The following is a 13,843-nucleotide window of genomic DNA, read 5'->3' as shown; positions in this document are numbered from 1 at the left end:
GCGCCGCCGAAGGGTCGCGCTCGGTGTCAGCAGTCGCGCAGGGTCGGTGACTGGTTGAGCAGTTGGCCTCGGATCGAGGTGAACTTGGCGTACCGGTCCGCGTCCAGACCCTCGACCGGGAAGACCGCGACCCGGTGGCAGTTCTGGAACGCGAGCCGGACCCCGAAATGCCGTTCCATCGAGCCCCGGATCGCGTCCGAGGCCAACGCGCGCAACAGTTGCCCGCGCTCGGCCTCGGTGCCGGGCGGCACCTGGTTGTCCGCGAACGGACCCCCGTCCACCTGGAGTTGCGTCACCAACGAGGAGACGAGATTCCACGCGTAGGGCAGCGAGGTGCGCACACAGTCGACGAACTCGGCCTCGTCCACGTCCCCGTGTTCGGCCTGTTCCAACAGCTTCGGAGGCACATCGAGCGACATGGGTGCTCCTTCCGGCCGGGACGTACGCAAGTTCCGCCCGGCGCTTCGGGTCGTGTCTCGTACCTGGCAGTTGGCGCCCATGCGTCGATCACGACACGCCCGAACGCCCATCCGCCCGACCCGCACCGTCTCCTGACTCACCGTAGGACATCGGGTACACGTTGCTCCATAGCGAACGGTCGGTGAACACGGCCTGCGGCCCGACGCGTGCACGCGGTATCGGATCGGCCGGGGCAAGGGTCGTCATGAGGTGCGTCACACGTGTCGTGGGGGCTCGGGTGGGATGGCCGGGGGAGGTGGGCCGGAGGCGGTAGCGTCGGGGTATGCGTCTCGTCATCGCCCGTTGCTCCGTGGACTACGTCGGGCGACTCACCGCCCACCTGCCGTCCGCCCCCAGGCTCATCCTCGTCAAGTCGGACGGAAGCGTGTCCATTCACGCCGACGACCGCGCGTACAAGCCGCTGAACTGGATGAGTCCGCCGTGCACCCTCAAGGAGGGGGACGGCGTGTGGACGGTGATCAACAAGGCCGGCGAGAAGCTGATCATCACGATCGAGGAAGTGCTGCACGACACGTCGCACGAGCTGGGCATCGACCCCGGTCTGGTCAAGGACGGTGTCGAGGCGCACCTCCAGGAGCTGCTGGCCGACCGGCTCGACGCGCTCGGCGCCGGCTGGACGCTGATCCGGCGCGAGTACCCGACGCCGATCGGCCCGGTGGACATCCTGTGCCGGGACGCGGACGGCACCACCGTCGCGGTCGAGATCAAGCGCCGCGGCGAGATCGACGGCGTCGAACAACTCACCCGCTACCTCGAACTCCTCAACCGCGACACGCTGATCGCCCCGGTCAAGGGCGTCTTCGCCGCCCAGGAGATCAAGCCCCAGGCCCGCGTACTCGCGGTGGACCGGGGCATCACCTGCGTGACCCTGGACTACAACGCGCTGCGCGGCACCGAGGACGACAAGCTGAAGCTGTTCTGACACCGGTCGGCCGGCCGTTCGCGCGGTTCGTCGCAGAGCCGATGGCCGCTATCGCCGGCGGAGGGATCGGTGGGTGGCGAGTCGGGAGCGGGCCTCGGTGAGGGCCGTGCGCAGGACGGCGGTACGGTCCACGCCCGGATGCGTCAGGGTGCGGGCCAGCAGGGTGGCGAGCACCCTCGGGGTCAGGAGTTCGGAGGGTTTGCGGATTCGGGAGTAGACGTCGAGGAGGGGGCGGGAGCCTTCCGGGCGGGTGGCCATCGAGCGCATGAGGGTCTCTTCGAGGGGCGATACGGCGGTGGACCGGGCCAGGATGTTGGTCCAGTGGTAGGTCTCGCGGCATTCGTGGTCTCGACGGTGTTCCCAGGACGCGGTCGCCGCGTCGAGGCGGGTCGGGGTGTCGAGTACCGGGGCGACCGCCTCGCCGAGCAGGCGACCGAAGCGGAGGGCGTCTCGGATGCCCTGCGCGGTGACCGGGTCCTTGAAGTGACCGGCGTCGCCGGCGAGCGCCCAGCCGGGGCCGGTGGAGTGGCGGAAGTACGACGGCAGGTCGGTGGCCTGCACGATCTTGGTGGTTCGGGTGCAGCCGGCGAGTCGGTCGGCCAGGCCGGGCAGCAGGGTGAGGGTGCGGTCGTACTCGCCCTCCAGGCCCGGGCGGAAGGCGTCGGCGCGCTCCCGGGGCGGCATCAGCAGGACCAGGGTCAGGCCGCCGTCGCACGGGAACGCGGTGCCCAGTTCGCGGCCGGTGCGCCACATCGCGGCGGTGCCGCGCCATTCGGTGCGCGGGTCGTCGTAGTAGGCGTAGTAGCAGGCGCGTTGGTTGACGTTGGTGGTGTGCGGCTTGCCCGCGCCGACCTCCCTGGCGATCAGCGAGCGGCGGCCGTCGGCGCCGACGACCAGCGGGGCGCGGAGCGTGTACGAGGCCGCGCCGCGCTCCTCGACGTGGACACCGGTGACCCGATCGCCGGACCACACCAGGCCGGTGACGCGGGCGCCCTCGCGTACCTCGGCACCGGCCGCGCGGGCGGTGTCCACCAGGGCCTGGTCCAGGCCGGAGCGGCGCACACACATTCCGTACGCGATGCCGTCGACCGGGCTGTAGGTGCCTCGGGCACGCCCGTCCGGCAGCTCGATGTACGCGTCGTCGTGGTGCGGCGCTCCCAGGGCCTCGACCCGATCCAGCGCACCCAGCCGGGACAACTCCGCGACGCCGCCCGCGAACAGCAGGTGGGTGGACACGGTCGTGGACGGGAAGCGCACCGCGTCGAGCGCGATCACCCGACGCCCGGCCCGCGCCATCGCGATCGCCGCCGCCGACCCCGCGCAGCGCGCCCCGACCACGATGGCGTCCGCGTCCCTGCCGAACCCGGCGGTGGCAGCGTGCGGCGGGTCCGCCCGGGTGGGCTCGGAAGTGAATCCGGAAGCGGGACCACGGGTGGGAAGATCCGGGGTGGGGTTGGCGTCCGGAGTGCTCACGAGGGTTCCTCCAGCGGGGCCGATGATGACCATATGCCGTATGTGGGATGCCTTTTCGACGGTAGTGAGTGGATCACCGGGGGACAAGAAGGGCGTCCGGGGATGTCTTGCGGGATTCGCCAAGTGACGCGATAGTCGGATCCTCGCACCTGTTGCCACCGTTGTCGGTTACGGGAGTCACCCATGACTGAGCACGTGCAGGGTTCGGCCGGAATCAGCGGATCGGCACCATCGCGACGCGACTTCGTGGCGGCGGCGGGTGCGTTGGGATTGGCCGCCGGAGTGGCTTCGGCCTCGGCCCGGGCCGTGAGCGCGGCACCGAGCGCCACCGGGCGTCGGGTCGCGGTGCTCGGCGGGGGGGATGGCCGGGCTCACCGTCGCGCACGAGTTGATCGAGCGCGGGTTCCAGGTCACCGTGTACGAGCGCAGGTCGCCGGGGGGCAAGGCTCGGAGCATCCCCGTCCCGGGCACCGGCACCGGCGGTCGGCGCGATCTGCCCGGTGAGCACGGCTTCCGATTCTTCCCCGGCTTCTATCGGAACGTACCCGACACGATGCGGCGAATTCCCTTCCAGGGCAACGCCAACGGCGTCTTCGACAACCTCGTCCCGGCGCCGAACGCGATCTTCGCCCAGGCGGGTCGGCCGGACCTGCGCTTCACCCTGCCGAGCGGGATCGGCAGCATCACACCGGAGGCGCTGCGCGACGCGCTGATGTCGATGGCGAGCGTCGCCTCCCAGGTGCCGCTGCACGAGATCGCGTTCTGGGCGGAGAAGATGATCGTCTTCCTCACCAGCGGCGAACTGCGACGCAACGGCCAGTGGGAGCACATGTCCTACGCCGACTACCTGCGGATGGATCGCATGTCGCCGGCCTACCGGAACATCCTGGTCAAGGCGTTCACCTCGACGCTGGTCGCGGCCAAGGAGAACGTCGCCGGCACCCGGACGATCACCATGATGGTGGAGATCTTCCTGTGGACCATGCTCGGCCGAGGTGCCGACGGCGCTCCGGACCGGGTCCTGGCCGGGCCCACCAACGAGGTCTGGATCGATCCCTGGCACACGCGACTCGTGGACCTGGGCGTGGATTTCAGGATCGGCTGGACGATCACCGGACTCGACCTGACCGGCGGCCGGATCACCGGCGCGCGAGTGGTCGACCCGCGCGGCACCGCCGGGACGATCGACGCGGACTGGTACGTGCTCGCGGTGCCGGTGGAGCGGGCCGTGCCGCTGATGACCCCGCAACTGGTGGCCGTCGACCCGGCGTTGGGCCGACTGCGCCGATTGACCACGGACTGGATGAACGGCCTGATGATCTATCTGCGCCGGCCGACCCCGATCACGCACGGCCACGTCGCGTACATGGACGCGCCCTGGGCGGTCACCTCGATCAGCCAGGCCCAGTTCTGGCGCGGTGACTTCGCGGCACGGTACGGCGACGGCAGCGTGCACGACATACTGTCGCTGGATCTGTCCGACTGGGACGACCCGGGCATCCTCTACGGGGTGAGCGCCCGCAAGTGCACGCCCGCGCAGATCGTGGACGAGGTGCTCGCGCAGGTGCGGGCCAACCTGGACGGCGGTGCCACGTCGGTGCCGGACGCGCAGATCCACTCGTGGTTCCTGGACCCCGGGATCACCGACGCCGGCCTGCCGAGCGTGGCCAACGACGAACCGCTCCTGGTGAACACGATCGGCTCGTGGGACGACCGGCCGGAGGCGACGACCCGGATCCCCAACCTGTTCCTGGCCGGCGACTATGTACGCAACACCATCAACCTCGCCACCATGGAAGGCGCCAACGAAAGCGGACGGATGGCGGCCAACGCGGTGTTGCACGCGGCCGGTTCGAACGCCGCCCCGGCGACGGTGTTCACGCTCTACCAGGAGCCGGCACTGGCCGGTTGGCGGCGCGCGGACGATCTGCGCTACCGGCTCGGCCTGCCCAACGCCTTCGACCTGATCAGACCGTATTGGCCCTGACCACAAGGGGGTTCACGATGCCGGAGATCGCGATCATCGGAGCCGGATTCGCCGGGATCTGCATGGCGATTCGGCTCCGGCAGGCCGGCATCGACGACTTCACCGTGTACGAGAAGGCCGACGCTCTCGGTGGCGTCTGGCGGGACAACACCTATCCGGGCGCGGGTTGCGACATCCCGTCGGTGCTCTACTCCTACTCGTTCGCGCAGCGCGCCGACTGGTCCCGGGTGTACCCCGAGCAGCGCGAGATCCTGCGTTATCTGCACGAGTGTGCCGAGGGGTTCGACGTCGTCGGACGGATCCGGTTCGACACCGAGGTATTCTCGGCCGGCTGGCATCCCGACGAATCGGTGTGGCGCCTGGAGACCTCGCGCGGGTCGGTGAGCGCCCGTGCGGTGGTCTCGGCGGTGGGGCAGCTCAACCGGCCGCGGCTGCCGGACGTGCCTGGCCTGGACACGTTCGCCGGCACCGCGTTCCACTCCGCGCGGTGGCGGCACGATCACGACCTGACCGACCGTACCGTCGCGGTGATCGGTACCGGGCCCAGTGCGGTGCAGTTCGTGCCCCGGATCGCCGAACGGGTCCGGAAGCTGTACGTGTTCCAGCGCTCGGCGAACTGGGTGGTGCCCAAGCCGGATCGGGCCTACGGGCCCACCGCCCGCCGGGTGTTCCGGCTGGTGCCGCCGGCCCGCCTGGCCGTGCGCGGGGCGACCTACCTGCGCGGCGAGACCGCGGTCTACTGGGCGGTGCGCGGCGATCGCAGGGGCACGTTGGTGGAGAAGACGGCCCGGCGTCACCTGGCCGCACAGATCGCCGATCCGGACCTGCGCAGGCGATTGACGCCGGACTTCCCGATCGGGTGCAAGCGCATCCTGATCTCGCAGGACTTCTACCCGACGTTGACCCGGGACAACGTCGAGCTGGTCACCGACCCGATCACCGAGGTGACCGCGCGCGGGCCGCAGACCGCCGTGCGCGGCTACGACGTGGACACGCTGATCCACGGAACGGGCTTCTTGGCCACCGAGTTCCTGCGGCCGATGGAGATCGTCGGGCGCGACGGGGTGCGGTTGCACGACGTGTGGCGGGAGGGGGCGGCGGCGCACCTGGGCATCGACGTGCCGCGCTTTCCGAACCTGTTCCTGCTGTACGGGCCGGGCACCAACCTGGGACACAACTCGATCGTCTACATGATCGAGAGTCAGGTGGCGTATGTGGTCCGGAAGTTGCGCGGCGGGCGGGTGCACGAGGTGGGCGAGGACCGGTATCTGGCCGCGCACCGGGCGCTGGTCGCCGGGCTGGCCGGCACGGCGTTGGAGGCGGACTGTACGAGCTGGTACAAGGGGGCGGACGGGCGGGTGACCACGAACTGGCCGTGGCGCACCTACCGTTACCGGCTGGCGACCCGATCGGCCTGAGTCGGAGTCCCCGGTCGCCCGCCCCGGTGCCGTCCTAGGGGGCGAAGTCGAGCGCGTGCACGACCAATTCGGCCAGCGCGTCCACCGCGCTCTCCCGGATTCGCGCGTCGCATTCGGTCATCGGAGTACGGGGACCGATCGACAGGGCGTCGCGCAGGTCCTCTTCCGGATAGCGCGGTGCGTCGTCGAAGAGGTTGACCGCCACCACGAACGGGATGCCGGAGCGCTCGAAGTAGTCCACCGCGGGGAAGCTGTCCTCCAGCCGCCGGGTGTCCACCAGGACGATCGCGCCCACCGCGCCGCGCACCAGGTCGTCCCACATGAACCAGAAGCGGTTCTGTCCCGGGGTGCCGAACAGGTAGAGCACCAGGTCGGATTCCAGGGTGATCCGGCCGAAGTCCATGGCGACCGTGGTGGTGCGCTTCTCGGGCAGGCCGGACAGGTCGTCGACGTCCTCGCTGAGCACCGTCATGACCGATTCGGTGGTCAGCGGCGGGATTTCCGAGACGGCCGCGACGAGCGTGGTCTTGCCGACGCCGAAGCCGCCCGCGACGACGATCTTCGTCGAGGTGATCGGCGGCCCCTCGCCGATCCGGCGACCGCCGGCCCCCGCCGCGGGCAACGGGATGGCCGGGACCTCGTCGCCGAGTCCGCCGAGCCCGCCGAGATCAAATCTTGCGTAGTCCACCGAGCACCCTCTCCAGCAGCGCGCGATCGGGTCGGCCGGCCTCGTGCTCGGCCTGGTACACACTGATGCGGCCCTGCGAGGCCAGGTCGCTGATCAACACCCGCACCACGCCGAGTGGCATGTGCAGGATCGCGGCCACCTCGGCCACCGAGCGAACGCCCCGGCACAGGTGCACGATCCGGGCGACCTCCGGCATGTCGCCGGTGCCGTCCTGTGGGCAGTCCAGCGTGGTGACCAGCGTCTCGACCAGCAACACGTGGCCGTACCGGGTGCGGCCTCGGGTCAGCGTGTAGGGACGCACCCGCGAGGTACGACCGCCCGTGTCGGGCCGGGTCGCGTACCCCCGCTCTGCGTCGTGATCGGAATACCCGTCGTCAGGAGCCAACGCGACCACCTCCACGGTCCTGGTGCATCTGTGCGCGCAGGGCCGGTGTCAGGACGTGGCCGGCGCGCCGTACGAACGAGGTCATCTGATAGGCGATCACGCCCAGATCGGCGGTTCCGCCCGCGTGCACGCCCAGGCAGGAGCCGTCGCTGATGGACATCGCCACGACGTAGCCCTCGGCCATCGTGACGATCTCCTGGCGAACCGCGCCCATGTCGAGGACGCGCGAGGTGCCCTCGGCCAGGGCGACCAGGCCGCTGACGATCGCGCCGAGTTGCTCTTCCGCGTCCGCCGCGCCGGCGGCCGCGTCCGGGCCGCGCGCGCTGGCCAGCATCAGGCCGTCGGAGGAGACCAGGACGACCTCGCGGACCCCCGGGACATCCCCGGCGAGGCCGGCCACCAGCCAGTCGACGTCGCGTGCCGTGGTGCCATTCGACCCGGTCACCGGTCTCCACCTCCTGTCTCCTCCCGCGCGGGCGGCGGGAAGGTGGGTTCTTCGTCGGACGACACGACCGGGTCGGTCGCCTCGCCCTCCCGGCGAGCCGCCTCCAGACCCTCCTGGAAGCCGGTCAGCCGCTTGCGCAGTTCGTCGGCGGAGAGCGTGCCGGTGTCCCGGGACGCGTCCGCGGCGGGTACGACGCGCATCGCACCGCTGTTGTCGCCCGCCACGAGGCGCTTGGGCAACCCGCGTCGGGTGCGGCCGACCGCGGAGACGGCGGGCCCCGTGCCGTCCCCACCGGCGGCCGAGTCCGGCTTCGTGGGAGCGGGAGCAGGAACGGCCTTGGCCGACTTCGACACCGCGGCACCGCGCCGGGCGGGCGGCGCGACCACGGCGGCCGGCTTCGCCGAAGCCGTGGCCCCGTCGACCGCTGCCGTCCCGGCCTCGACCGCCTCGCCGGCCGCGAACAGCGCGCCCGGGGCGGTCAGTTTGGCCGTCGCCTCCTCCGGCGTCGGCGCGGGGTTGGCGGCCGGTGTGCGCTTGGGCAGCCCCTTGGGCGTCCGGGCGGGCGGTGCGGCGTCCTCGCGCGGCACCACCGGACCGCGCGGCGCGGCGGCCCCGGCCCGCGTCGGCGGATCGACCGCGACGGCGGGCGGCGCACCGGCCTCGACCGGCCGGGCCGCCGGCAACGCCAGTCGGGCCGCGCCGGGCGGGATGGCCCGGGCGCCGGGGGCCACGCCCGGGATGGCCATCCGGTCCCGCTCGCGCTCCTGTTCCCGATCGCGCTCGGCGGAGAACTCGGCGGGCGAGGGGCCCTGACCGTTGAAGGCCGTCGCCGGGATCACCACGACCGCGCTCAGGCCGCCCTGCGGGCGCGGGCGCAACTGCACCCGGATGCCGTGTCGGCGAGCCAGTCGGCCGACCACGAACACGCCCAGGCCGCCACCGCCGCCGGCGGCCTCCTCCTCGGTGCTGTCCCGTTCGATCTGCGAGTTCAATTCGGTGAGCCGGTCCGCCGGTACGCCGATCCCGTTGTCGTCCACCGACAACACGACCTCGCCGTTCTCCAGCGTCCAGCCGCCGATCTCCACCCGGGACTCGGGCGCCGAGTACGCGGCGGCGTTCTCCAGGAGCTCGGCGAGCAGGTGGCCGACGTCGTCGGCGGCACGACCGAGCACCTCGGCGCGCGGTACGTGGCCGACGTCGATGCGCTCGTAGCGCTCGATCTCGGAGACACCGGCGCGCACCACGTCCAGGAGCGGGATCGGTGGGCGTCGCCCGCGCCGCTCGTCCGCGTCGGCGAGCACGAGCAGGTTCTCGCTGTTGCGTCGCATCCGGGTGGCGAGGTGGTCGAGCCGGAACAGGTCCTGGAGCCGCTGGGGTTCGTCCTCGCCGTGTTCGAGCTTCTCGATCAGGTCGAGCTGCCGCTCGACCAGGGTCAGCGTGCGCATCGACAGGTTCACGAACACGTCGTGGACCCGGCCGCGCATCAGGGTCTCCTCGTCGGCGAGCGCGGCGCGTCCGCGCAACAACTCGTCGTGTTCCGTCTCCAGACGGGCGCGTTCGGCCTCCAGCCGGGCGCTTTCCGCGGCCTGACGCACGGTCAGCTCACGCAGTCGGGCGATCCGCCGCTCGGAGACCCGATGGCGCAACCACGCGGCGATCGAGGACAGCGCGACGGCGGTGGTGAGCAGCGTGCCGGCGAGTACCGACTGCCATACGGTGTCCGAATCGCCCAGCAGGACGACGGCGGTCGCGATCCCCGCCAACGCGAAGACGGCCGCCGCGGAACCGAGCCCCGCAGCCACTCCGCCCCCCGAGCGCCGGCTCTGGTGAACGGGAGCGGGAACGCGCACAGGTGCCGCGTCCGCTGCGTTGGGTGTTCCTGGATCCCCCTGCCCATACATGAGACGTGAGCATATCGTCGGACCATCTTTCGATGTGCTTTCGACGACTGTGCGAGTCGCCCCCAAAACGGCCGAAAGGTCTCGCTCGACGACTGTCGAGCGAGACCTTTTCGGTATACGGACCAACATTTTTGACGAATGGTCAGCCGATTGCCCCGGCGGACGGTCGGCCGATCGGGCCCAACCGCGGAACCGGCCGGCTCACACGTCGCGCGAACGCAGCCGAATCCCGCCCGCGATCAGCACGACCGTCGCGTACGTCGCGATCAGCAACAGCGAGGGCCACGGGCCCGGTCCGCCGTCGTCGCCGCCACCGCCGATCAGCTTGCCCAGCGCGAACATCGGCGAGTACTGCATGACCTTCTCGCCGACCGACTGCGGCAGGAACGGGCCGATGATCATCGGCAGCAGGATGGCGCCCATCAGCGCGGTGATCGCGCCCGCCGAGTGCCGCAACAACACGCCCAGGCCGAGCCCGAACAGCCCGATCACGGCCAGGTAGAGCGAACCGCCGACGACACTGCGGAGCAGGTCGACATCGGCGGTGGAGTCGCCGATCCGGGAGGTCAGCATCGACTTGCCGATCATCGCGGTCAGACCCATGGTGACCACACCGACCGCGAACATCAGGCCCGCGAAGACCACGCCCTTGGCCACCAACACCTGGAGCCGGCGCGGGTACGCGGTCAAGGTCGTGCGGATCATGCCCGTCGTGTACTCGGCGGAGATGGTCAGCACACCCAGCGTCGCGGCGGCGAGCTGCGCGACGATCACACCGATCAGCGAGACGCTCACGTAGTCGTCGTCGGTGTCCGGCTTGACCGTGCCGGCGAGCAGCACACCCAGACCCAGGATCAGCACCACCATCACGACCAGCGTCCAGATGGTCGAGCGGACCGTGCGGATCTTGGTCCACTCGGACAGCAGCACCCGGCCGAAGCCCGCGTTGCCGCCACCGACCTGACCGCCGAGCTGCATCTGGTGCACCGGCGGGTAGGGCGCCTGCTGCGCGGGCGGCACGAACTGCCCACCCTGCTGCGGGAGCGTCTGCTGCGGGGGAGCCATCTGCGCCGGCGGCATCATGTGCGGCTGGTTCTGCGGCATGGGGGGCGGAGTGTTCTGTGCCATCGCTCAGCCCTCGCTTCCGTTGGACTGCGGCTTGGACAGGGTCGGGGCGCCGGTGCCCGGTGCCCCGACGGGGGCTCCCCACGGCGCGCCGGGCGCGCCCTGCTGCGGGTAACCGGGCGGCGGACCGGCGAACTGCGGACCCCCCTGCTGCGGGTAGCCGGGCGGCGGCGCCATCCCGGGCGGCCCCCAGCCGGGCGGCGGACCGCCCGGCAGCCCGGCGCGGTACTCCACGCTGTGCTGGGTCATCCGCATGTAGACCTCTTCGAGCGAGTCGAATCGCGGCGAGAGTTCGTGCAGCGCGATGCCGTGCTCGGCGGCCAGGTCACCGATCGCCGCGGGCGGCAACTCGTGCACGCGGAACGCGCCCGCCACCGCCTGGTCGGGGGTGATCGTCGCGCCCTTGCCCTGGAGCAGCGTGTTGAGCTTGTCCACCTGCGGCGAGCGCACCACCGTGAACGACTGCGAGTTGGTCTCGATGAAGTCGCGCATCGAGGTGTCGGCGATCATCCGCCCCTGACCGATCACGATCAGGTGGTCGGCGGTCACCTCCATCTCGCTCATCAGGTGGCTGGAGACGAAGACGGTGCGACCCTCGGAAGCGAGCTGCTTCATCAGGTTGCGGATCCACAGGATGCCCTCGGGGTCGAGCCCGTTGACCGGCTCGTCGAACATCAGGATGCCGGGGTCGCCCAACAGCGCCGAGGCGATGCCCAGCCGCTGGCCCATGCCGAGCGAGAAGCCGCCCGCCCGCTTCTTGGCGACCTGGGTCAGGCCGACCATCCCGAGCACCTCGTCCACCCGGCGGTTGGGGATGCCGTTGCTCTGCGCCAGGCACAGCAGGTGGTTGTACGCGGTCCGGCCGCCGTGCATCGCCTTGGCGTCCAGCAGCGCGCCCATCTCCCGCAGCGGGGCCTGGACATGGTTGTACGGGCGACCGTTGACCGTGACGTTGCCGCCGGTGGGCGCGTCCAACCCGAGGATCATCCGCATGGTGGTCGATTTACCGGCGCCGTTGGGGCCGAGGAAGCCGGTCACCGAGCCCGGACGCACCTGGAAGGAAAGCTGATCCACCGCCAGCTTGGTTCCGTAGCGTTTGGTGAGCCCTCTCGCTTCGATCATCTGTTGCCGCACTCCCAGGGTGGTTTGCAGGACGGTTTCGGCGTATGAGCCGACGAGGGTACCGGGGTACCGGGACTCGAGTACCGAGGTTTCGAGCTTAGGCCCGGAATGCCGCTGCCGACGGCAGCCGCGCGACGGGCGCGAAACCGCCCACAGGGGCGAGGGAAGTCACACACATCATCCCGAGGGACGATTGACAACCTCAGGCTTGATCCTGACGCGGGGTGACCACTTCGCGAAGTATGAGCAGTACGGCGGCCGCGATCGGAATCGCGAGCAGCGCCCCGGTCACCCCCAGCAGCGCGCCACCGACCAACGCCGCGATCACCGTGATCGCCGGCGGTACGTTCACCGCACGGTTCATCACCCGCGGATAGATCAGGTAGTTCTCGAACTGCTGGTAGGCCAGGAAGAAGATCACGCAGGTGAGTGCCTTGCCGGGGGAGTCGAAGAAGACCACGATCGACACCACCGCGGCGCCGATGGTGGCGCCGATCATCGGGATCAGGTCGGTGAAGGCGATCACCAGGGCCAGCGGCAGCGCGTAGTCGTTGCCCAGGATCATCAGGAAGATGAACGAGGACAACCCCGCGCAAGTGGCCACGATCAGCGCGCCGTTCACGTAGCCGCCGATCCCGGACAGGATCTCGTCGCCGAGCAGCCGCACCCGGGCCCGACGCGACCTCGGGAACAGGTTGTACAGGTGGTTCTTGATGCTGGGCAGCGCGCCCAGGAAGTACAGCGTCAGCACGATCACGGTGAGCGTGTCGAACACCGAGGTCAGCACCATCTTGCCGAAGCCCCACAGGCCGCCCGCCACGTTCTGCGCGGTATTGGCGTTGGCGGCCCAGTCCTTGGCCCGGGTGACCAGGTCGTACTTCTCGTCCAGCTTGCGGAACCGCTCGTTGTTGCGCAGTTCGGTGAGGCTGTCCGGGATGGAGTTGATCAGGCTCGACGTCTGATCGACCAGCGGTTGTGCGATCGCGGTGACGAACCCGGCGGTCACGAGCACGAAGCCGAAGGCGACCGTGCACACCGCCCAGCGGCGGGCCATGCCGCGACGCTCCAGCCGCTCCACGAACGGGTTCAGGCCCGCGGCCAGGAAGAACGAGATCAGGATGATGATCAGCACGTGCTGAATGCCCATCACCGCCTGGGCCAGGAACCACGCGGTGATCAGCCCGAGTCCGCCGATGAAGCCGATGTAGAACGGCGAGGAACGCCGCAGCGGTTGGCCCGGTTCGCCGAACCGCGAGCCGACGCCGGTCCACGGCCGGACCGGGGCGGGGGCCGGGGAGGAAGGCGGTGCGAGGGTCGAAACAGGCGCCGTGGCGGGCGCCTTGCCGTCGGCCTGCGTCGGGAGGACCGTGCCCGCGTCCGCACCCGCGCCCACGACGTCGTCCCCGGCGCCGACCACGTCCGGCCGCGGCGACGCGTCGGCCGCATCGGGATCGGCCGGCCCCACCTGGGCCGGCACCGGCACCGGCTCGGTCGAACTCCCCGGTGCGACCCCCGGGTTGGCCGGCGCCGTCGAGTCGACACCCGCCGGATCCGGCGTCGACGCGGGCACCGCGGGTGCGCCGGCCCCGTCCGCCGCCGGCGCTGCGGCGGGATCCGGGGTGGTGCCGTCGCCGGCCGGCGCCCCCGATCCGCGGCGCGGCCAGATGTTGCCCAGTCGACCCATGCCCCGTTGCTCCTCGTTCAGCCGGCTCGGGTCCGACGATGCGGTACCACACGCGTCTCGCCGACGCGTCCCGGGATTTCGTCATGAAAATGCGGCCGGGGGGGGGGGGGGGGCGCCCGGCCCCCCCCCCCCCCCCCCCCCCCCCCAACCCCCCCCCCCGCCCCCCCCCCCCCCCCCCCCCCCCCCCCCCCCCCCCGGCCGGCCGGCCGCGCG

Annotated in this window: 12 protein-coding genes; 3 read left to right on the top strand and 9 right to left on the bottom strand. The window is 71.0% G+C overall.

The features are described from left to right. Window positions 1-26 precede the first annotated feature (26 nt). Complete coding sequence (locus ACH4U8_RS04450; protein ID WP_360318844.1) at window positions 27-419, bottom strand: SCO5389 family protein; 393 nt, start codon at window positions 417-419, stop codon at window positions 27-29. A gap of 323 nt (window positions 420-742) precedes the next feature. Here ACH4U8_RS04450 and nucS point away from each other — a divergent pair, with 323 nt between their 5' ends. Beyond that, a complete protein-coding gene (gene nucS, locus ACH4U8_RS04445) occupies window positions 743-1,402 on the top strand; it encodes an endonuclease NucS (protein WP_360318842.1) in 660 nt (219 codons plus the stop codon). Window positions 1,403-1,450: 48 nt separating this feature from the next. On the opposite strand, the gene ACH4U8_RS04440 is transcribed toward nucS, so the two are convergent. Continuing rightward, the gene (locus ACH4U8_RS04440; RefSeq protein WP_395775801.1) at window positions 1,451-2,875 is read right to left on the bottom strand and encodes an NAD(P)/FAD-dependent oxidoreductase; all 1,425 of its coding nucleotides are present in this window, start codon (window positions 2,873-2,875) and stop codon (window positions 1,451-1,453) included. Between the two features lie 361 nt (window positions 2,876-3,236). Between ACH4U8_RS04440 and ACH4U8_RS04435 the strand changes: the two genes are divergently transcribed. Then, window positions 3,237-4,862: an FAD-dependent oxidoreductase gene (locus ACH4U8_RS04435; RefSeq protein WP_395775800.1), complete on the top strand. Its 1,626-nt coding sequence runs from the start codon at window positions 3,237-3,239 to the stop codon at window positions 4,860-4,862. Window positions 4,863-4,879: 17 nt separating this feature from the next. Beyond that, window positions 4,880-6,280, top strand: coding sequence for a flavin-containing monooxygenase (locus tag ACH4U8_RS04430; protein WP_395775799.1), 1,401 nt, complete (start codon window positions 4,880-4,882; stop codon window positions 6,278-6,280). Between the two features lie 34 nt (window positions 6,281-6,314). Here the strand turns inward: ACH4U8_RS04430 and ACH4U8_RS04425 are convergent, their stop codons facing one another. The 7 genes from ACH4U8_RS04425 to ACH4U8_RS04395 form a co-directional block, all read right to left on the bottom strand. Then, the gene (locus ACH4U8_RS04425; RefSeq protein WP_395775996.1) at window positions 6,315-6,908 is read right to left on the bottom strand and encodes a GTP-binding protein; all 594 of its coding nucleotides are present in this window, start codon (window positions 6,906-6,908) and stop codon (window positions 6,315-6,317) included. 40 nt (window positions 6,909-6,948) lie between these two features. Further along, complete coding sequence (locus tag ACH4U8_RS04420; protein WP_360318971.1) at window positions 6,949-7,269, bottom strand: DUF742 domain-containing protein; 321 nt, start codon at window positions 7,267-7,269, stop codon at window positions 6,949-6,951. 73 nt (window positions 7,270-7,342) lie between these two features. After that, window positions 7,343-7,798, bottom strand: a complete 456-nt coding sequence (locus ACH4U8_RS04415; protein ID WP_355546746.1) for a roadblock/LC7 domain-containing protein — start codon at window positions 7,796-7,798, stop codon at window positions 7,343-7,345. Then, window positions 7,795-9,600: an ATP-binding protein gene (locus ACH4U8_RS04410; protein ID WP_395775798.1), complete on the bottom strand. Its 1,806-nt coding sequence runs from the start codon at window positions 9,598-9,600 to the stop codon at window positions 7,795-7,797. The genes ACH4U8_RS04415 and ACH4U8_RS04410 overlap by 4 nt, the downstream gene beginning before the upstream one ends. A gap of 300 nt (window positions 9,601-9,900) precedes the next feature. Continuing rightward, window positions 9,901-10,803, bottom strand: coding sequence for an ABC transporter permease (locus tag ACH4U8_RS04405; RefSeq protein WP_360318829.1), 903 nt, complete (start codon window positions 10,801-10,803; stop codon window positions 9,901-9,903). A gap of 27 nt (window positions 10,804-10,830) precedes the next feature. Further along, on the bottom strand, window positions 10,831-11,946 hold the full coding sequence (locus ACH4U8_RS04400; protein WP_379990624.1) for an ABC transporter ATP-binding protein: 1,116 nt from the start codon (window positions 11,944-11,946) through the stop codon (window positions 10,831-10,833). A gap of 202 nt (window positions 11,947-12,148) precedes the next feature. Next, complete coding sequence (locus tag ACH4U8_RS04395) at window positions 12,149-13,630, bottom strand: AI-2E family transporter (RefSeq protein WP_395775797.1); 1,482 nt, start codon at window positions 13,628-13,630, stop codon at window positions 12,149-12,151. Window positions 13,631-13,843 lie beyond the last annotated feature (213 nt).

It is taken from the genome of Embleya sp. NPDC020886, assembly GCF_044333915.1.
Lineage (GTDB): Bacteria > Actinomycetota > Actinomycetes > Streptomycetales > Streptomycetaceae > Embleya.
This window is presented reverse-complemented; position numbering and strand designations above follow the sequence as displayed.

Coding starts and splice junctions, on each gene's coding strand:
- ACH4U8_RS04400 (WP_379990624.1), bottom strand. CDS start 11,946: ATGATCGAAGCGAGAGGGCTCACCAAACGCTACGGAACCAAGCTGGCG.
- ACH4U8_RS04405 (WP_360318829.1), bottom strand. CDS start 10,803: ATGCCGCAGAACCAGCCGCACATGATGCCGCCGGCGCAGATGGCTCCC.
- ACH4U8_RS04395 (WP_395775797.1), bottom strand. CDS start 13,630: ATGGGTCGACTGGGCAACATCTGGCCGCGCCGCGGATCGGGGGCGCCG.
- ACH4U8_RS04430 (WP_395775799.1), top strand. CDS start 4,880: ATGCCGGAGATCGCGATCATCGGAGCCGGATTCGCCGGGATCTGCATG.
- nucS (WP_360318842.1), top strand. CDS start 743: ATGCGTCTCGTCATCGCCCGTTGCTCCGTGGACTACGTCGGGCGACTC.
- ACH4U8_RS04435 (WP_395775800.1), top strand. CDS start 3,237: ATGGCCGGGCTCACCGTCGCGCACGAGTTGATCGAGCGCGGGTTCCAG.
- ACH4U8_RS04450 (WP_360318844.1), bottom strand. CDS start 419: ATGTCGCTCGATGTGCCTCCGAAGCTGTTGGAACAGGCCGAACACGGG.